15 protein-coding genes are annotated in these 18,913 nt (G+C 44.5%); 10 read left to right on the forward strand and 5 right to left on the reverse strand.

Features of this window, described 5'->3' with window-relative positions:
- Positions 1–85 precede the first annotated feature (85 nt).
- The 3 genes from EIP89_RS03090 to EIP89_RS03100 all read right to left on the reverse strand — a co-directional run bounded on the left by EIP89_RS03090 (position 86) and on the right by EIP89_RS03100 (position 2,812).
- Positions 86–310 (reverse strand): DUF2795 domain-containing protein, encoded by a 225-nt coding sequence (locus tag EIP89_RS03090; protein WP_037357876.1) that lies wholly within the window; start codon positions 308–310, stop codon positions 86–88.
- Between the two features lie 83 nt (positions 311–393).
- Positions 394–942 carry a cob(I)yrinic acid a,c-diamide adenosyltransferase gene (locus EIP89_RS03095; protein WP_124397192.1) on the reverse strand — a complete coding sequence of 183 codons (549 nt, stop codon included), beginning with the start codon at positions 940–942 and terminating at the stop codon, positions 394–396.
- 55 nt (positions 943–997) lie between these two features.
- Positions 998–2,812, reverse strand: a complete 1,815-nt coding sequence (locus tag EIP89_RS03100) for an OmpA family protein (protein WP_218019314.1) — start codon at positions 2,810–2,812, stop codon at positions 998–1,000.
- A 183-nt stretch (positions 2,813–2,995) separates the two neighbouring features.
- Between EIP89_RS03100 and EIP89_RS03105 the strand changes: the two genes are divergently transcribed.
- From EIP89_RS03105 to lpdA, 8 genes are all read left to right on the forward strand, one after another.
- Complete coding sequence (locus EIP89_RS03105; protein ID WP_124397194.1) at positions 2,996–3,202, forward strand: YgaP family membrane protein; 207 nt, start codon at positions 2,996–2,998, stop codon at positions 3,200–3,202.
- Positions 3,203–3,636: 434 nt separating this feature from the next.
- The gene (locus tag EIP89_RS03110; RefSeq protein WP_124397195.1) at positions 3,637–3,873 is read left to right on the forward strand and encodes a hypothetical protein; all 237 of its coding nucleotides are present in this window, start codon (positions 3,637–3,639) and stop codon (positions 3,871–3,873) included.
- 1,041 nt (positions 3,874–4,914) lie between these two features.
- Positions 4,915–5,847 (forward strand): ABC transporter ATP-binding protein, encoded by a 933-nt coding sequence (locus EIP89_RS03115; protein ID WP_174706043.1) that lies wholly within the window; start codon positions 4,915–4,917, stop codon positions 5,845–5,847.
- Entirely contained in the window at positions 5,844–7,187 is a 1,344-nt protein-coding gene (locus EIP89_RS03120; protein WP_124397196.1) for an ABC transporter permease, read from the forward strand. The genes EIP89_RS03115 and EIP89_RS03120 overlap by 4 nt, the downstream gene beginning before the upstream one ends.
- Before the next feature lie 654 nt (positions 7,188–7,841).
- Positions 7,842–9,065 carry a sensor histidine kinase gene (locus EIP89_RS03125; RefSeq protein WP_124397197.1) on the forward strand — a complete coding sequence of 408 codons (1,224 nt, stop codon included), beginning with the start codon at positions 7,842–7,844 and terminating at the stop codon, positions 9,063–9,065.
- Positions 9,066–9,107: 42 nt separating this feature from the next.
- On the forward strand, positions 9,108–11,291 hold the full coding sequence (locus EIP89_RS03130; RefSeq protein ID WP_124397198.1) for a heavy metal translocating P-type ATPase: 2,184 nt from the start codon (positions 9,108–9,110) through the stop codon (positions 11,289–11,291).
- 38 nt (positions 11,292–11,329) lie between these two features.
- The gene (locus EIP89_RS03135; RefSeq protein WP_124397199.1) at positions 11,330–11,878 is read left to right on the forward strand and encodes an IS1096 element passenger TnpR family protein; all 549 of its coding nucleotides are present in this window, start codon (positions 11,330–11,332) and stop codon (positions 11,876–11,878) included.
- 23 nt (positions 11,879–11,901) lie between these two features.
- Complete coding sequence (gene lpdA, locus EIP89_RS03140) at positions 11,902–13,299, forward strand: dihydrolipoyl dehydrogenase (RefSeq protein ID WP_124397200.1); 1,398 nt, start codon at positions 11,902–11,904, stop codon at positions 13,297–13,299.
- A 1,171-nt stretch (positions 13,300–14,470) separates the two neighbouring features.
- Here lpdA and mnmE read toward each other — a convergent pair.
- Together mnmE and holA are read right to left on the reverse strand one after the other, a co-directional pair.
- The gene (gene mnmE, locus EIP89_RS03145) at positions 14,471–15,841 is read right to left on the reverse strand and encodes a tRNA uridine-5-carboxymethylaminomethyl(34) synthesis GTPase MnmE (RefSeq protein ID WP_124397201.1); all 1,371 of its coding nucleotides are present in this window, start codon (positions 15,839–15,841) and stop codon (positions 14,471–14,473) included.
- Positions 15,835–16,848 carry a DNA polymerase III subunit delta gene (holA, locus tag EIP89_RS03150; RefSeq protein ID WP_124397202.1) on the reverse strand — a complete coding sequence of 338 codons (1,014 nt, stop codon included), beginning with the start codon at positions 16,846–16,848 and terminating at the stop codon, positions 15,835–15,837. The genes mnmE and holA overlap by 7 nt, the downstream gene beginning before the upstream one ends.
- Positions 16,849–17,021: 173 nt before the next feature.
- Between holA and EIP89_RS03155 the strand changes: the two genes are divergently transcribed.
- The gene (locus EIP89_RS03155; RefSeq protein WP_124397203.1) at positions 17,022–18,005 is read left to right on the forward strand and encodes a Gfo/Idh/MocA family protein; all 984 of its coding nucleotides are present in this window, start codon (positions 17,022–17,024) and stop codon (positions 18,003–18,005) included.
- The gene (locus EIP89_RS03160) at positions 18,002–18,901 is read left to right on the forward strand and encodes a hypothetical protein (protein ID WP_124397204.1); all 900 of its coding nucleotides are present in this window, start codon (positions 18,002–18,004) and stop codon (positions 18,899–18,901) included. Before EIP89_RS03155 ends, EIP89_RS03160 begins: the two co-directional genes overlap by 4 nt.
- Positions 18,902–18,913: the final 12 nt, after the last annotated feature.

An 18,913-nucleotide genomic window follows, 5' to 3' on the forward strand; every position in this document is an offset into this window, starting at 1 on the left:
CGTTAATGAGAAGGATAGTTTATCAAAAAATTGTTGTTAAACAAAAAAACCTCCCGAATGGGAGGTTTTTTTCAGATGTTGATGGTTAATACTCGTCTTCGTTCCAGAGGAAGTCTTCCTGAGTAGGATAATCTGGCCATATGTCTTCTATCGACTCATAGATCTCGCCTTCATCATCTTCTATGGCCTGTAGGTTTTCGATTACCTCTAATGGCGCACCAGTACGAATCGCGTAATCGATGAGCTCATCCTTTGTGGCCGGCCACGGTGCATCACTAAGGTAAGATGCTAATTCAAGCGTCCAGTACATCGTCCGGGGTTTTTAAATTTTTTGCAAAAGTATAAATAACTTATGGAATATTTCAAAGTGGAATAAACACAAAGCTCTTGTATTTATTGTATTGATTTCCAGGGTGTTTCTTGAGAGCCGGTGAGAAATAAGGTAAATCTTGCCAACGTAAAGAGGTAGTCTGAAAGCCTGTTAAGAAATTTGATAATTCCTGGCTCAACTTGCTCTTCAGAGGCAAGTAATACAACAATTCGCTCGGCTCTACGGCATACACAGCGCGCAAGGTGACAATACGATGCTACTGGGTGACCTCCCGGTAATATGAAGTTTTTTAGAGGCTTAAGGTGTTTGGTCATTTCGTCAATATAGCCTTCTAAAGCTTCTGTTGAATTTTCAGGCCAAGGTGTGAGATACGACTTTGCCTGTTCATTTTCAGCTGCAAGATGACTGCCAGCTAAAAAGAGCAAATTCTGTATTTGATGAAGTTGTTTAATGATATCAGGATGCATGTACTCGTCAGCAACCAAACCCACCCATGAGTTTAGCTCATCTAACGTTCCATATGCTTCGATGCGAATGTGGTACTTCTCTACTCTACTGCCACCGAGCAGCGATGTCTGACCTCCATCACCTGATTTTGTGTAAATTTTCATTTGAAAATAGCTTTTGAAATGGATTATGTCAAAATTAGAGGGATGGAAGACTTTTTTAAAAATCTTTGATTACAAAAACAGTTCTTCTGTTAAGTGCTCTGCCTTGCTCGGTTTGATTGGTGGCGATCGGTTTGTCGGAGCCAAATCCTTTGTACGACATGCGCGAAGGCGATATACCTTTATTTACTAAGTATTCATAAACCACTTTTGCTCTGTTGTTCGAAAGTACCAGATTTTCTTTGCGGGTACCCACATTGTCGGTATGACCTTGAATTTCAATTCGAATGTTCTTATTGGTTTTTAAAAACTCGTAAAATTCTTCCAAGATTCGAATAGCTCTTTTGTCTAAAGCATATGAATTCGTTTCGAAATTGATATCGTGTAATCGGTATTCCTCACCCCGCTTGAGTTTTTTGACTTCAATGGTCTGTTGTTTTATTACAGACTCTCGCGATGCATTGATGTCTTCAGCAGCGATGTAGCGCGAGGTAAAGGCAGTTCCCTCCTTCTCAGCCACCAGCAATAAATCTTCATTCTGCTGAGCTTGCACAGCTACGGCAAAGTCGCCTGTAACAGTATCGATTCGCACAGTTGATTCTTGGGCTGATTGCACTTTTTTAATTTTTACTTGTACATTTCCGGGCGATCGTCCGTTTTCATCCATTAATCTGCCAGTAATTAATCTAGTAAAGTTAGGTCTGGCGTTCTGGGGTAATTCAAAGTAGAAAATATCCCAGCCCCCTTTACCTTTTATTTTATCTGTCGAAATGTACCCTTTTGTGCCATCGAGGCTTACAAAAAGCCCTACTTCATCAGATTCGGTATTAATCGGATAGCCAATATTTTGAGGGATACTCCATTTTTGTGTTTGAGGATCAAGTTGAGAATAAAAAATATCAAGTCCTCCGATGCCTCCATGTCCGTTAGACGAAAAGTACAGTGTAACACCGTCAGAATGGATATAGGGCGATTTCTCGTCTTTGGATGTATTAATCGTGGGCCCTAAATTTTCTGGTGCACTCCAGCTGCCATTAGGCAATCGATAGCATCGGTACAAATCAAGGCCTCCTTGGCCTCCTTTGCGATTGGAGGCAAAGTACAGCCAATCGCCATTAGCTGTCACAGAAGGTTGAGACTCCCACGAATCAGGTCTGTTAATCTGTTCTCCTACACTTTGTGGTTCTGTCCATCGGTCGTTAGAAAAAATTGAATAGTATATATCGCAGTTCTGATATCCAGAGGGAAGCAATTCGCAAATGGTAAAGTATAGCTCTTTATTGTCAGCAGTAATAGACGGTCCGCCTTCGTTGTATTTTTGATTAAATGGTGCTGGCAATGGCTGCCCACGTTCAAATTTATCATCAGATAAGCGTCGGGCATAGGAAAACTTCTCAACTACGCGCTCCACAGGCACTGGTCCTGATTTTCGGTCAATCTCTTTGCCTCTCCGGGTGAAAAAGCACCAAGAGCCATCAGGCGATATGGTGGCGAGGTATTCATCTGCTGCAGTACAAATGTCTTCTAATGGCCTGGGCTGGAAAGCTACCGGATTTTCACGCAGTCTTCGCTCCATGTCTAAACTAGTAAGTATAGAGCGGGCTTCACGGTCAAACTGCGGTTCTCGATCGGGATGCTGAGTGTATTTTTTCAATAATTCAACGCCTTTTGCAGACTGTCCATTTTCAATCAAAACCACTCCAGCATAAAACAATACATCAGCCTTGTAGTCAGGACATAGCTCCAGAAGACGCATCCAGGCAGCCTCTGCCTCACGTGTGCGTCCACCGCGCACAGCTGTCTCACCAAATAAATACAAAGCATGCGGGCAATTGCGATCAAAATTCATCATTAAATCGGCATACCTTCTCATTTCTTGATAGTTCTTGGCCCGCCATGCTTTATTCCACTTTTCAATTTGAGCAACTGCTTTTTCAGCACAAGGTTGCTCACAAGTGCCCAATTCAGGTTGTGCATACAATTTTGAAAAAAATTGAACTCCAGTTACAACAAAAAAGGCAGTAATCAAATTATATTTGGTAAAATTCATAAACCTATGAAAGCTAACGTTGGAAAGTTGGACAAAGGTATCCGATTAACGATTGCAGTAGTAGCCTTAGTGCTCTATTTTACTAAAGTTTTGACCGGAACTGTAGGTATTGTTGCTCTTGTCGTAGCTGGCCTACTGGCATTCACTTCGCTTGTAAATTTTTGCCCTGCTTACACGCTTTTTGGCATTAATACATGCGAAACGAAAAAGTAATTCCGGAATCCTTTTAACCTTACACATTGAAAACCGGTAATCTATTCGATTACCGGTTTTTTTATGCACTTATTGGCACATGTAAATTTCAAATAATTCAATTTTTTACAACTAATGCTGATAATAGACTTCTAGAATAGTAGAGCAATTCACTTGGAAATAGAATAGTACGCCTTTGCGCCCTTTTGAGCATCAAATCTCACTTAAAAAATTTGAGATATTTTCTGTCATGTGATTGCAAAACCGGTCATGTGATCAAATTACGCAACATCGAGCCTTGATGAAAACATCGAAAGAATTCAAGCTAAACTTCGTGAAAGAATACTATCAGTGATTATTCTGCTGATTTTTATATAAACTGTTAAAAAAATATTTTTTCACAATATAAATAATTTTTGTTTATTTTTGTCATGCAATTTATAATTTTAAATACGATGGAAGAAGTAAAAATGACTCCAAAAACCGTAGCCAACTATCTAAAATCAAATTTCAGCAATAGAGGTGGCCTTAAAAGCGTATTCGCTTCCCAATTCCTTTCAAAATTCGATTTAGAGCAGTTAGAAGCTTTAAAGGCTGACATTGAAGCAGAAATTCAAGCTCGCTACGATGCTATCGCTCAAGAGAAAATTGCTGAAGTAGAAAAACTCGGCTACAAGGTTATTAAAGCCTAATTTGGAAATTAAAAAGTGCAAAAACCGTCCTAACTGGGCGGTTTTTTGTTTTATACAACTCATCTTCAATGATTTTTGAAAAATAAAAATCGAAAACTTTTTAAAGACATGTTTCAAAAAGGAAAACACATTTTTAACCATCAACGTATTACTTTTAAATGCTTTTCGAGAATGACTACTTCCTCTGGAAAGTAAAAACTGTTCAATCATTATGCAACCCTTTAAGAAGGAATAACTGTATAGTGTGGGTAACTTCAATTGAAATATACTGAATAAGTACCCGAAAGGTTAATAGATCGCTTTTTTAAAGTGTTTTATCCGCTGGTAGAGTAGAGAGTTTTTTACAACAATTTTAGACATTCAGACAAAATCTTACAAAATACACTTCTAAATTCCAATCTGCTAATCAAAAAAATTCATATGATAAGAAATGTCATTATAGATGGAAAAAGGGGCTTATGTGCTTATTAGCAATTAAAGAATTTCTGAACGATTTTGGATTTCTTTTTTTTTACTGCTGAAAAAAAGTTCTTCCTCCTGTTATTCCTTCTTAAATACAGCACTGCATTCTTATTGAAAAAACTTAATACAATCCAGGTTAAAAATTGCGTTTATTAAACTATGTGCAAGAAAATTTCAAATCTACTTGATAACCGATTGAACCATATTATTTCTAAAATCTTTAAAATTTTTATGGCATTTTCGGATTTTGTCCGAAGAATTATGATTTCAAAACATTCTCTTTCATCACATCACATAAATTCTAAGGATTTACTAAAAACTTAATCGACACAGATCCCTATATAGGATTAACACTGCATTTAATAATTCTGATTAAGTATAAAATTAAAAGTATTAAAACCGCTAAACCAGGTGGTTATGGCAATCTATCTTTCAATGAATTATTAAGTTGTACAAAGCTCAAAAACACACGCGAAGATTTAAAAAAATTAAACAAGTGATTGTAGATCAATTAAAACATTTTAATTCACGATTAAAATAGCCAAGATTTACTACTTTTACGCGTCAGCTTGCACATCGATGTCCATCTTGCTCGAAACACATAACATTTCAAAAAAATACGGAAATCACCAAGCCCTGTCAGAAGTATCGCTTCAGGTCGAAAAAGGAACCATCTTCGGTCTATTAGGACCAAATGGCGCCGGCAAAACAACACTTATCCGTATCATCAACCAAATCATATCGCCCGATAGCGGAACAGTTTATTTCGACGGAGAACCTTTGAGCCCGAATCATCAATTTCGTATTGGGTATCTGCCGGAAGAGCGCGGTTTGTACCGCTCCATGAAAGTGGGTGAACAAGCCCTCTACCTGTCCGGATTAAAAGGTATGCCTACAACTGAAGCTAAAAAAGCGCTGCGCTACTGGTTTGAGCGCCTCGACATTACTGATTGGTGGGACAAGAAGGTGGAAGAACTCTCTAAAGGCATGTCGCAGAAGGTTCAGTTTGTCATTACCGTACTTCACAAGCCGGAGCTACTCATTCTTGACGAGCCCTTCTCGGGCTTCGACCCTCTGAACGAAGGCATTATTCGCGACGAACTGCTCGAGCTTCATCGACAGGGTGCCACCATTATCTTTTCAACCCATCGGATGGATACCGTCGAAGAACTCTGCCAAGACATTGCCATGATCGATCGCTCGCGTCTGGTGCTCAGCGGACCACTTCACTACATAAAGCGGCAGAATGCTCTTCATCAATGGGAGGTTGTACTTGATCCTGTAAATGCAAATACGCTGACACTTCCAGATGATTTTCAGCTCATCAGCCATTTCACCACCGAACATTCTACTCGTCTCCTTGTCCAAGACATCCGTAATCAAGGTATTAATCCACTTTTGCAATGGCTTGTGGCACAGCCGGGATTACAGCTTCACTCTATTCGCGAAGTGCTCCCGGCCGTGAAAGACATCTTCATAAATGTAGCTAAAAACAATACCTCAGCAGTATGAACAAAATTTGGCTTATTATACAACGCGAATTTTTCCATCGCGTGCGCAAGCGCTCTTTTATCGTTATTACCCTGATTGGTCCTCTGCTCTTTGGGGCGCTCATTACTGCCCCAGCCATGCTCTCAAACATTCAGCTCGAAAAGCGCACCATCTTAGTACACGATCGCGCCACTGTTCTCGACTTTCATCCGGGCAATGAAGATATCGCCTTCACCTACATCGACCCATCGCGCTACAACCTCCAGCAAGCTAAACAGCTGCTGAAAGAAAAACCTGAATTTTATGCGCTGCTCTACATCCCAACCGGCGAAACCTGGGATCCCGATTTCATCTCCGCGGGCATATCCATGTATAGCCAAGGCGACATCTCTCTCAAAGTTCAATCCTATATCGAGAGCCTTTTAAAATCCAAAATACAGGAGGAAAAACTAAAGCTCTTGGGCGTTGACCCTGCCGTAGTAAAACAATCGGAAACCAACGTACGCCTGCGTACCTTTTACCTCGAAGATACTGACCGCGCCGAAAAACAATCGGCCACTGAACTGAAGTTTGTGCTTGCCTACATCGGTAGTTTGCTCATCTATCTCTTCATCTTCCTCTATGGTAGCATGGTAATGCGCGGCATCATCGAAGAGAAAGCTAACCGTATAGTTGAGATCATCATAACATCGGTAAAACCCTTTCAACTTATGATGGGCAAGATTATTGGCATTGCCCTTACGGGCCTGCTCCAATTTGCCATCTGGGTGCTCCTCAGCACTGCCGTGTATGCACTGGCGTCGCAAATCTTCTTCCGCGAAAAATTTGAAGCCGCTCGAGAGCTCGCCCTTCAGCAAGAGCAGCTGCGCGCAGAAGGGAGTGCAATTCCGATGGATATCGACCGTTCTCTCGAAATCATCAATGCCATCCAAACCATCGACTTCCCTCTTATACTCTCTCTGTTCCTCTTTTATTTCATCTTCGGCTACCTGGCCTATGGTGCTCTGTTTGCTATAGTAGGCTCTATGGTCGATAACGAAACCGACTCTCAACAACTCGTACTGCCCATCAGCATACCACTCATCGTTGCCATTATTGCTATGACAGCCATTTTAGACAACCCCGATTCCGCTCTTGCCAAAGTACTATCCTTCATACCACTTACCTCCCCCGTCGTGATGATGACACGTATACCCTTTGGCGTACCTTGGTGGGAAACAATTGTCTCCATGTTACTGCTCATACTCTTTTTTGTGTTGGCCACTTGGATTGCCGGGCGTATTTATCAGGTTGGTATCCTTATGTACGGCAAACGCTATACCCTCAGCGACCTCGTCCGTTGGTTTACCAACCGCGGATAATTTTTTTGTATTTTCTTTATCGTATGTGCCCCTAAAACCCTCACTTAGTCCATTCATTTAAGTTTGTACAAACAGGGGGCTCAAGCCACCTCGTCTGCTACCGTTTCCTCTGGGATATGCTTCGCTCCCGTGCTCCAGCTCTGCATAGCTTTACCTTCGCTGCGCGCTACAGCCGGACCTTAGGATGCAGACAAATTTTAAAACGTTCGTCTGGATACTTCTCGCGGAAGCAGCCAAGAACTACTTTTAGAATGAATACAGTTAATTGCAGATGTTAGTTACAGAATTGAGCGGATGTAGTATTGCTCACCCTAGATCTCTCTTAATCCGTCAAGCGGATTAAAGAGGAACTTCCGCCTACCCCACTTTGCTTCCTCAGGTCTTAGAGAGTCGCTGATGCCGAAAAAGATTGTCAGACCTTCTTGATCGAGGACAATGTGGTGAATAATTTTTTTGAGTTAAGTGTACAGGCTCAAAGCTTTGATAAAGTCTTAATTAAATTCACTGTTTCACACCTACCCGTCTTTATACCATGTTCAAGCTCAAGTCTCTGGCATCAAAATCAAGCAAAAAATATGATAAAAATCAGGTTAAGTAATCTAAGGTTTTTTCAAATATTGTTAGATTCAATTACATTTGAAAAAAATCCCTTGAATGGTAGTTCCATCAAAGCCCTTAGATGAAGAAGAACGCCTAGCCGAACTATATAAATACGAAATACTCGACACCAACCCTGAAGAAGACTTCGACCAGCTGGTCGAGTTAGCTTCTGCAATTTGCGAAGTACCCATCTCTCTTGTATCCCTCATCGATCGAGACCGCCAATGGTTCAAAGCTAAAAAAGGCCTCGACATCGACGAAACCTCTCGAGATGTAGCTTTCTGCGCGCACGCCATTTTGCAAGACGAAGTCTTTATCGTCGAAAATGCCCTTGAAGACATCCGGTTTTTTGACAATCCATACGTAGTAAACGATGGCATCCGCTTTTATGCAGGCATGCCTATTAAAACGCGTAACGGAAAAAACCTTGGTACCCTATGTGTGATCGATCACGAGCCTAAAATCCTGAGAACAAGTCAGAAACGAGCTCTCGAAATTCTTGGCCGACAAGTGGTAAACCTCATGGAACTCCGCCTTACGAACAATCGCCAGAAAGAACTCATCACCCTTTTAGACAAGCAAAAAGAAGAACTTAAAGCCCAAAACGAATTCAACTCCCGCCTTATTAAGCTCTTAGCGCACGACATCAAAAGCCCACTCACCTCCATTAAAGGTGGTCTTGACCTCATCCTCGATGGACACCTCCAGCCCAACGAAGCCACCCAAATCTTTAAAGACCTCTCCAATAGCATAGACTCTACCCTTCAAATGGTAAATGACACACTGAGATGGGGATTGCTAAACATTCGCAAAGAACTCGTACTTGAACCTATCCACCTCCACACTATGATCGAAGAAATAAAAGACCTTTACAAATTTCTTCTGAAGTCTAAACACATTCTTTTCTTCAACAATGTACCAGAAGATTACATCTTGTATTCCGATCCTGAATCCGTGGAAATCATCTTGAGAAATTTCATTCAAAATTCTATAAAATATACGGAAAACGGCACCGTAAAGGTCAGCGTTAACGACAATGACAGTTTTCGTTGCATCAGTGTGACCGACACAGGCAAGGGGATGACGCCCGCTCAACTTCAGGCTATCAATCATCAAATCGGCCAATTCCTCTCCACTCCAGGTACCCACGGCGAAAAGGGCACTGGCTTTGGCTTACGCATGTGCCTCGATCTGGCAAAATCTATCGGCGCCAACATCTATGCCTCTTCAGAAGAGGGAAAAGGCACCCAATTCAAACTGATTTTCAAACAAGATTGATTAACAAGGTTTGAAAGTCCTTTACATTAATTTTTTAATTAGGTGAAAACAACAAAAAATACTTTTCCGGTACTCGATATGTCGTGTGCAGCATGTGCTGCCACTGTCGAAAAAGAACTGCGCAATCAGCCAGGTGTAAAATCAGCTACTGTTTCATATGCCAGCGGCTGTGCAGTAGTAGAATTTGACGAAGAAAAAACCAATCCCGACCAACTACGCATCGCCGTAAGGGCGCTTGGCTACGATATGGACACCGGCGAATACAACCGCCGAAAACATCGCGAAGCAGAACTTAAAGCCTATAAAAATCTTCGCCAGCGCACTTTTGCGAGCCTCATCCTTGCAGCCCCAGTCATGGTCATTGCCATGATTTGGATGCACGATACATGGGCCAATTATGTCCTTTGGCCCCTCACAACTGGTGTCATCTGGTTTGGCCGTCGAATCTTCACCAATGCTTGGAAGATGACCCTAAGCCGCCAGTCAGGTATGGATACTCTCGTAGCCATCAGCACGGGTACAGCTTATGTGTTAAGCACTCTAGTCACATTTTTTCCTTCTCACTTCGCTGAATTTTTAGGACATCACACCTACTACGAACCGGCAGCTATGGTCATCGCCTTCGTGCTGCTCGGCAAGTATTTGGAAGAACGCTCTCGCCTTCGCGCCACTGATTTTCTCGACACTCTTACCTCCAACCTGCCCGAAACTGCCCTTCGCCTCACCGGCGAAACTTGGGAAGAAATTCCCGTACACCTTGTACAGCCTGGCGATGTGCTCATGGCCCGCATGGGCGACCGCATTGCTGTGGATGGTCAAGTCACAGATGGTCAGGCTTGGATCGACGAAAGCATCCTCACCGGTGAATCACTACCCGTCTCAAAAAAGACAGGTGATCTTGTATTCGCCGGCACTATCAATACTGATGGGATACTACAATATCGCGCTACTCAGACTGGCTCTGAATCTCGCTTTGCCAAAATCATTGCACTGGTCGAAGCTGCTCGCTCGTCCAAGCCATCAGTTCAGCGTCTTGCCGACCGCATTTCGGCCATTTTTGTCCCCATAGTATTGAGCATTACACTGCTCACTTTCTTAGGATGGTGGTTTTTTGGTGGTTCTGATGCTTTTTCCATTGCCCTCACTACTTCCTTAGCCGTGCTCGTTGTTGCTTGTCCTTGTGCCTTAGGGCTTGCCACGCCCACGGCTATCGTAAATGCCATAGGCACTACTGCCAAATGGGGCATACTGGTTAAAAATGCTGAAACCTTTGAAATCGCCTCACGGGTATCACACATTTTTCTGGACAAAACAGGCACACTTACCTCTGGAACTCCAGCCATCGATACCATCTACTACCACACCGACGCTCCCAAAGATTTCATCCATTCCCTACTTCTAAGCATGGAATCGCGCTCTAATCATCCCCTGGCCAAAGCCATCGTTCAGCACTTAAGCAATAAAGTTCAGCTGCTCAACTTCGATGAGTGGACCTATCATCCCGGGCGAGGTATCGAATCCGTATACAACGGTCAGCGCTACTATCTGGGTAGTGAACAATGGATGAAAGAAATTTTAAACACTTCATCTTCAAATACTGACGCTCTTGCAGGCACGCACTTCTACCTGTTTACTAGTAGCGAGCGACTAGCCACCATTAGCTTTCACGACACCCTAAGACCACAAGCCGTTGAGGCTATTAAAGAGCTGAATGAGCTTAAAATAAATGTCGCTATCCTTTCAGGTGATGCAGACAAAGCTGTAGAATCCATAGCGCGTGATGCGGGTATATCTGAATTTCACAGCCAATGCTCCCCAGAGCAAAAGCTCGAAGTCATCCATCAGAAGAAAGCCGAAGGCCACATTGTAGCCATGGCAGGCGACGGCATCAATGATGGAGCCGCTCTGGCTGCTGCTGACCTTGGCATCGCAATGGGTAGTGGAGCTCACCTGGCCATCGAATCGGCACAAATCGTCATCAAAAACGACTCCCCCCTGCTCATAGCCCGAATGCTTCGCTTTGCACGTAGAGTGCGCTCCATTATCTATCAAAACCTCTTTTGGGCATTTATATACAACATCATCGCCATACCTATTGCTGCCGGCATCTTCTATCCTACTTATGGCATTTTGTTGCAGCCCCATTGGGCAGGTGCTGCTATGGCCTTCAGCAGCGTCAGTGTGGTAATGAGCAGTCTTAGATTGAGATATCACAAACACATGTAAGGCTTACACCCTGTAAACTACCTTTGCCGTGTAATCACATGGCTTCAATGGAAAACTTTACTTTTCTCGTAACTCTCGACGACGATAAATCAAACGTAATCCGCGAAATTGGCATCGAATCCAATAAAACTCTCGAAGACCTACACCATCTAATTGTACAAAGCTTTGGGCTTACTCCGGGAGAACTCGCTTCCTTCTATCGCACCAATGAAAAGTGGGAACAACTCGACGAAATTCCACTCGTGCCACTTGGCGAAGGCGAGAATGCGCCTCTCCCTATGAGCGAAATCAGTGTAGGAGCTTACTTCACCAACAACCAGCGCCTGCTCTATGTATATGATTTTTTGAATTTATGGACTTTCTACGTAGAGAAAAAATCCCAGGGACCAGCCCTTCCCGTAGGCTTAATTCATAGTATAGGCGTGCTCCCTGCAGAAGCACCTGCCAGATTTTTTGAAAGCGAAACCGACCCACACCGCAAAAATTCCTTCGACGACGACTATCTCTTTTCCGACGCTGATGACGAATTCTTTGACGAAGAAGACTTCGGAGAAGGTTTTCACGAAATAGACCCTGATGAATATTAATCCCCTTAAATCCCTCTTTTACAATGAATTCATACGACATCGCAATTATAGGCTCAGGCCCAGGCGGCTATGTTTGCGCCATCCGCGCTGCCCAACTTGGCTTTAAAACAGCCCTTATCGAAAAGTACAACTCCCTCGGCGGCACCTGCCTCAATGTAGGCTGCATCCCCTCAAAAGCCCTACTGGACTCATCCGAGCACTACCACAATGCGCTCGAAAATTTCAAGGCTCACGGTATCGAAATCGATTCCCCCCGAGTAAATATGCCTCAAATGATTGAGCGCAAGCGCAAAGTCGTCGCCCAAACTGTGGACGGCATTCGCTTTCTGATGAAAAAAAATAAAATCGACGTTTATCATGGTGTAGGTTCCTTTGTCGATCCCCATACCATCAAAATCACTGGCGAAAAAGAAGAAAACCTCACTGCCAAACACATCGTCATCGCCACCGGCAGCAAGCCATCTTCGCTGCCCTTTGTCAAAATCGACAAAGAGCGCATCATCACCAGCACCGAAGCCCTTGAGTTGCAAGAAGTACCCAAGCACCTGATTGTAATCGGTGGTGGGGTCATCGGCGTAGAGCTTGGCTCCGTGTACAAACGCCTCGGCGCCAAAGTAAGCGTAGTCGAATACCTCGACCGCATCATCCCCGCCTTCGACAGCGCACTGAGCAAAGAACTCTACAAAGTGCTCAAAAAGCAGGGAATGGACTTCTACCTATCCCACAAGGTTACCGCAGTGGAGCGAAAGGGCGATGAAGTCACTGTCACTGCCACAGCCCCTGACGGCAAAGAGGTACAACTCACCGGCGACTACTGCCTTATCAGCATCGGCCGTCGACCTTACACCGAAGGACTCAATCTCGAAGCAGCCGGCCTTAGTACCGACGAGCGCGGCCGCATTCCGGTAAACGATCATTTACAAACCGCCGTGCCACACATCTATGCCATTGGCGACGTGGTACGCGGAGCCATGCTCGCCCATAAGGCCGAAGAGGAAGGCGTATTTGTAGCTGAGTACATCGCCGGCCAAAAGCCCCACATCGACTACAATCTCATCCCAAACGTCGTTTACACATGGCCTGAAGTAGCCTCCGTAGGCCGCAGCGAAGAAGAACTCAAAGCCGCCGGCATCCCCTATCGCAGCGGCAGCTTCCCCATGCGCGCCCTCGGTCGTGCCCGCGCCAGTGGCGATATCGACGGCCTCGTCAAAATCCTCGCTCATGCCGAAACCGACGAAATCCTCGGTTTCCACGTCATCGGTGCCCGTGCAGCCGACCTCGTGGCCGAAGGTGTAGTAGCTATGGAATTCCGCGCTTCCGCCGAAGACCTCGCACGCATCTCACACGCCCACCCCACCTTTGCCGAAGCCATTAAAGAAGCCGCCCTCGATGCCACCGGCAAGCGCGCCCTCCACATGTAATTTAAAGTGTCATATATTGATTCCTCCTTCCCGAGCGTTTTTCACGTTCGGGATTTTTTTTATTTTTTTTATTATTTGGGCGTGCCCCCCGGCACGGTGCTTTCAGCACCTTCGCCGGGGGTCGGTCCCTTCCGGGCTCGCTCTTCGCTCGGTGCTACGCTGCGCTGCGCACTGCCGGCTTCGCCGTCACCCTCCAGGCACCTCACGCGGCAGCAGCCTTCGGCCGCTTTTAATTACTTTGACTAAAACCAGTTTTTGAAAGACTGATTTGCGCAGATTATGCTGCGAATTTTTGCCGATAAATTTTTACTCACCCCAAATCCCTCTTTGTTGCCAAAGGCAACAGAGATCCACAGATCCCGACAAATCTCCCCTGAGCTTTCGTCGGTAGGGGCAGGGAGGGGTAATGAGCAAAAAAAAAGCCCTTAAAACATTTTCGCCCTACGACACAAGGCAGGCATTCCCCGCTGTGGGGCAAAGAAAGAAGCCGGCGAGGCCGCCATAAACACTAGCTATCAGGTACACACACGTCTGCCGGCCGACATTCCGGCTTCGCTGCAAAGAATGCCGGCCGTAGCTGTCGTGGCGAAAAGGTTTTAAGGCTTGACCTTTTTGGTTCCTTTTTGTGTCAAAACAAAAAGGAACGCCCGCGCGGCAGCGCATTCACATAGTCGTAAACATTAAACCTAACCAAAACCCACACCCCTTCGAAACCCATTAGCGAGTCCTGCAGGCAATAACTCCCCCCCCCAAATAAATCCAATGGAAGTAGAGCCGCAAATCCCGACAAATCTCCTCTGAGCTTTCGTCGGTAGGGGCAGGGAGGGGTAATGAGCAAAAAAAAAGCCCTTAAAACATTTTCGCCCTACGACACAAGGCAGGCATTCCCCGCTGTGGGGCAAGGGAAGAAGCCGGCGAGGCCGCCATAAACATTAGCTATCAGGTACACACACGTCTGCCGGCCGACATTCCGGCTTCGCTGCAAAGAATGCCGGCCGTAGCTGTCGTGGCGAAAAGGTTTTCAGGCTTGACCTTTTTGGTTCCTTTTTGTGTCAAGACAAAAAGGAACGCCCGCGCGACAGCGCATTCACATAGTCCAAAACGATAAACCTACCCAAAACCCACACCCCTTCAACACCCATTAGCGAAATCTGCGGAGAAAAGGCTTCTCTTATTTCCCAATACAAAAATTCGCGAAAATGTACCCCAAAATATCGTCCGCTACTACCTGGCCGGTGATAGACCCCATGTGGTATAGCGCCTGCCTCAAATCAATAGCCACCAGCTCACCACTTAAACCCGAACGTAGGCCCCTTTCTGCTTCTTCAAGAGCAGTAATCGACTTCTTAAGCGCATCCAGATGGCGCACATTTGTGATGATTACCTGATTATCAATCCGCTTTTCGCGCAAAATCTCTTTTACAAGAGCCTTTTTCAGTACATCAATTCCGACTTTTTCTTTTGCTGAGATGTAGAGAATGTCACCGTCTAAAAATTCAACATCTTGCACTAAATCAGCCTTATTTCCCACCTTTAGAATGGTCGCATCAGGAGCATGCTCTTTAATCAGTTCATACGTAGCATGCACTTCGCTTTGCGAACTCGCATGTACATCGAATACGTAAAGAATAATCCGTGCCTTCGAGGCGCGTTCCAATGCCTTTCGAATACCAATTTCTTCAATCTCATCCGATGTTTTTCGTAGCCCGGCAGTGTCAATGAAGCGAAATTGAATCCCATCAATGGTGATCACATCTTCGATCACATCGCGTGTAGTACCGGCTATGTGCGATACGATGGCTTTTTCTTCGCCTAAAAGTGCATTCAGTAAGGTTGATTTTCCAGCGTTTGGTGCACCGAGTATAGCCACCGGCACACCGTTTTTTATAGCATTGCCAAGCGAAAAAGACTCGATTAGTGTGCGCAGCCGATGTTTAATCCGGTCCAGAAGTTCAAAAAAACGACTCCTGTCGGCAAATTCCACATCTTCTTCAGCAAAGTCGAGTTCCAGCTCCAGCAGACCGGTGAATTCAATCAGCTGTGTGCGCATCTCATCCAATTCGCGGCTGAAGTGTCCCTTGAGCTGGTGCATGGCTATTTGGTGGGCAGCCTTGCTCTCCGAGGCTATCAGGTCGGCTACAGCCTCAGCCTGGCCCAAATCTAGCTTGCCATTTCGAAATGCCCTTAGGGTAAACTCTCCCGGCTCGGCCAGTCGAGCACCGGCATCCAAACAGCTTTCCAGAGTACGATTTAGTATGTAAGGCGAGCCGTGACAGCTGATCTCCACCACATCTTCGCCGGTGTAGGAGTGCGGTTGCACAAAAAAGGAAATCAGCACCTCATCGATCAACTCCCTCTGATACCACCATTCACCGTATCGAAGGGTATATCCTCTGACCAGTTTTGGCTCAAAGGAGCCTTTTGCAGGTCTAAAATACTGCTTTACAATCGAAAAAGCATCTTTTCCAGATAATCGGATTACCCCAATGGCCCCCTGACCATAAGGAGTGGCTATGGCAGCTATGGTATCGGCAGTCACCACCAGTATTTGTGTGTAAGTCGGTAAATCAAGTCAAAAATCTCATCGAAGGCATCGGTCGAATGACTGTTTACTCCCTTTATGCGCGCATCGCATCGGGTGCAGTAGAGCAAGGCCATCTCACAATCTTCCAGCGAAAAGTTGCGCTTGTATCCCATCAAATTCTTCGCGACGTATGGGTGCAGTTTCAATACTTCAGCGGCCTGTTGTTCGGTTTGAATGTTGCCCATGTACACAGCATAAAGCTGATAGAAGGAATTAAAAATGCCGGCCGCTATGGGAATAGCCGGATGCTGTTTCGGATTTTTCTTAAAAAAGTGCACGATTCGGGCTGCCTTTTCAAAATTTTTCTGCATCACGGCATTCGACAGCTCAAAGGCATTAAACTCCCGATTTACGCCAATCAGCTTTTCTACGTCTTCAGCCTTCAGCTGGAAGTTTTCTTTGCCGAAATACAACTGAATTTTTCGAACCTCATTGGCCAAAATCGACAGTTCGGTGCCCACCCCTTCGTAGATCATGTCGCACACATGCTTATCAGCCAGTATGCCATGACTTTTTAAATACTCTTGTATAAAGGCAGGCATTTGGTAGTCTTTAATTTTCGGAGAATAAAATTCGACAAACTTCTTTTTGGCTATTTGTACAATAGCCAATCGTCCATCGATTTTTTCACCTTTGGCACTTATTACCAATATCGCCTGCGGATTGGGATTTTCGAGATAGATTTTTAGCTGTTCGATGTTTGAAAGGTCTTGGGCTTCTTTTACGATCACTACCCGATACGGAGCACCAAATGGAAACTGCCTTGCCTCTTCAATTACACGTTGTACTGTAGTATCTGCGCCATACAACACTATTTGGTTAAAGTCTCGTTCATCTGTCTGAAGAATAGTGTGCTCAATAAAATGGGTGAGCTGATCAACGAAATAAGGCTCTTCACCATGCAGGAGATAAAAATTAGAAAACTGCTGGTTTTGAATATCTTTTTTGATTTTTTCAAAATCCATCGGACGCTATAAAACAAAGCACAAAAGTACATTCAAGCATGGGTTGGCATTTTTTGAAAGTAAACAATCGCCATTGCTAAGAGGCGATTCAATGTTGAAAATCACGAAAACAGATTATTAAGAGATTGAAACTTGTGTGCAATGATATTTTTGCCCGACACAATAGAAAAAAAATGAAAATCGGACTTGCGGGCGTTGGCCATTTAGGCAAAATTCATCTCAAATGTTTGCTGAATATACCTGAATGGACTGTTAGTGGTATTTATGATGCCGATGCTGAAAATGCTAAAAAAGTAGGTGAAGAATATGGAGTTCATGTCTTTTCCTCATTCAATGAATTGCTAGAGGCATCCGATGCTGTTGATCTGGTAACGCCCACTACCACCCACTTCGAACTGGCGCGCCAGGTACTCAAAAGCCGCAAACACCTCTTCATTGAAAAACCTGTAACACATACGCTTCAAGAGGCTCGCAAGCTTCAAAAGCTCTATGCCGAAGCTGAAGTAAAGGTGCAAGTCGGTCATGTAGAGCGCTTTAATCCGGCTTTTTTAGCCGTAAAAGACCAGATCAAAAATCCCATGTTCATTGAAGCACACCGACTTGCCGAGTTTAACCCGCGAGGTACCGACGTGCCAGTGGTGCTTGACCTGATGATACACGATATCGATGTAGTACTAGCTGCCGTACAATCACCGGTGAAAAAAATCAGCGCCAGCGGAGTGGCCGTGATCAGCGATACACCTGACATCACCAATGCACGGATTGAATTCCTAAACGGTACTGTAGCTAATCTCACAGCCAGCCGCATTAGCATGAAAAAAATGCGCAAAATGCGCATCTTTCAGCGGGATGCCTATATCAGTGTTGATTTTCTGACCAAAGAAAGCGAAGTGATTTCCTTAGTGCCTGAAAATGAACGAGGAAAGAATCCTTTTGCTCTTACGCTCACCAATGCTGCCGGCGAAACTAAAGAACTCGAATACAGTAAACCAGAAATCAAGCCTCTAAACGCAATAGAAGAAGAATTAAAATCGTTTTATTACTCGATTGTAAATAAAACTACTGAAGAAGTACCACTTGATGACGGCGTTAGCTCACTAGAGGTTGCTCATGAGATTCTTCAGAAAATACGTGTAAATCTCTCAATGATTCAATGACGCGAAGACTACTACTCTACCTTTTATTTTCCATCTACCTACTCTCGTGTTCTTTTGAAAAAGCACCCATACCGGCTTATCTCTACATACCAGATGTAGAGATGGTAACCGATTATGTAACCCAAGGAACAGCCTCACACGGCATCAATAGCGTATGGGTAACTTTGGAAAACAGGGAATTAGGTGTTTACGAACTTCCAGCCCGAGTACTAATCCCTGTAGAAGGTGAGCAAAGCATAACCTTGAGATATGGAATTTCAGCCAATGGCATTCGCTCTATGCGAGATGTGTACAGCATGCTGCAGCCTGTGAATGAAACCTTTAATTTCCAGCAGGGCAAGTCCTATTACTTCGAAGCTTCCAACGATTCTATCCCAAAAGCCCTGTACAGGGAAAATGCCAAGGTGATCATCGTTGAAGATTTTGATGGACTGGGAATATCTCTGCAGCGCACCGAAAAATCAGATACAGATATTGTAAAAGTAACCCATCCGGATTCGATATTTTTTAATACACAAAAGCCTGAAATAAATGTAGCTTCAGGAAGGGTTCCCCTTAAACCAGGCCAGACTTTGGTAGAGATAGCTACTTCCAACCGTTATGTGTTGCCAAAAAACGGACAAAAAGTGTATCTGGAAATGAACTTTAGCGGCAATCAACCTTTTACAGTAGGCATTTTCGCCAATTTGTTTGATCGAGTAGTACAAGCTCCGGTGGTACAAGTGCGACCAACCCCAGGTGAATGGCGCAAAATATACATTGACCTTACTCCTGAAGTCTCCGGTAATCCAAATGCTTTGGACTATCAAATTTTTATGGGTGCTGTAAAACCTGAAACCAACTCACCCGCCACCGAATTTCTGATTGATAATCTCAAACTGGTCTATCTGCAGTAGAATCGAACATTA

The sequence above is a fragment of the Thermaurantimonas aggregans genome (genome assembly GCF_003851885.1).
Lineage (GTDB): Bacteria > Bacteroidota > Bacteroidia > Flavobacteriales > Schleiferiaceae > Thermaurantimonas > Thermaurantimonas aggregans.

Excerpts from the sequence above, each read along its gene's own strand:
- EIP89_RS03090 (WP_037357876.1), bottom strand. The coding sequence starts at position 310 with ATGTACTGGACGCTTGAATTAGCATCTTACCTTAGTGATGCACCGTGG.
- EIP89_RS03095 (WP_124397192.1), bottom strand. The coding sequence starts at position 942 with ATGAAAATTTACACAAAATCAGGTGATGGAGGTCAGACATCGCTGCTC.
- EIP89_RS03100 (WP_218019314.1), bottom strand. The coding sequence starts at position 2,812 with ATGAGAAGGTATGCCGATTTAATGATGAATTTTGATCGCAATTGCCCG.
- EIP89_RS03105 (WP_124397194.1), top strand. The coding sequence starts at position 2,996 with ATGAAAGCTAACGTTGGAAAGTTGGACAAAGGTATCCGATTAACGATT.
- EIP89_RS03110 (WP_124397195.1), top strand. The coding sequence starts at position 3,637 with ATGGAAGAAGTAAAAATGACTCCAAAAACCGTAGCCAACTATCTAAAA.
- EIP89_RS03115 (WP_174706043.1), top strand. The coding sequence starts at position 4,915 with ATGTCCATCTTGCTCGAAACACATAACATTTCAAAAAAATACGGAAAT.
- EIP89_RS03120 (WP_124397196.1), top strand. The coding sequence starts at position 5,844 with ATGAACAAAATTTGGCTTATTATACAACGCGAATTTTTCCATCGCGTG.
- EIP89_RS03125 (WP_124397197.1), top strand. The coding sequence starts at position 7,842 with ATGGTAGTTCCATCAAAGCCCTTAGATGAAGAAGAACGCCTAGCCGAA.
- EIP89_RS03135 (WP_124397199.1), top strand. The coding sequence starts at position 11,330 with ATGGCTTCAATGGAAAACTTTACTTTTCTCGTAACTCTCGACGACGAT.
- lpdA (WP_124397200.1), top strand. The coding sequence starts at position 11,902 with ATGAATTCATACGACATCGCAATTATAGGCTCAGGCCCAGGCGGCTAT.
- holA (WP_124397202.1), bottom strand. The coding sequence starts at position 16,848 with ATGGATTTTGAAAAAATCAAAAAAGATATTCAAAACCAGCAGTTTTCT.
- EIP89_RS03155 (WP_124397203.1), top strand. The coding sequence starts at position 17,022 with ATGAAAATCGGACTTGCGGGCGTTGGCCATTTAGGCAAAATTCATCTC.
- EIP89_RS03160 (WP_124397204.1), top strand. The coding sequence starts at position 18,002 with ATGACGCGAAGACTACTACTCTACCTTTTATTTTCCATCTACCTACTC.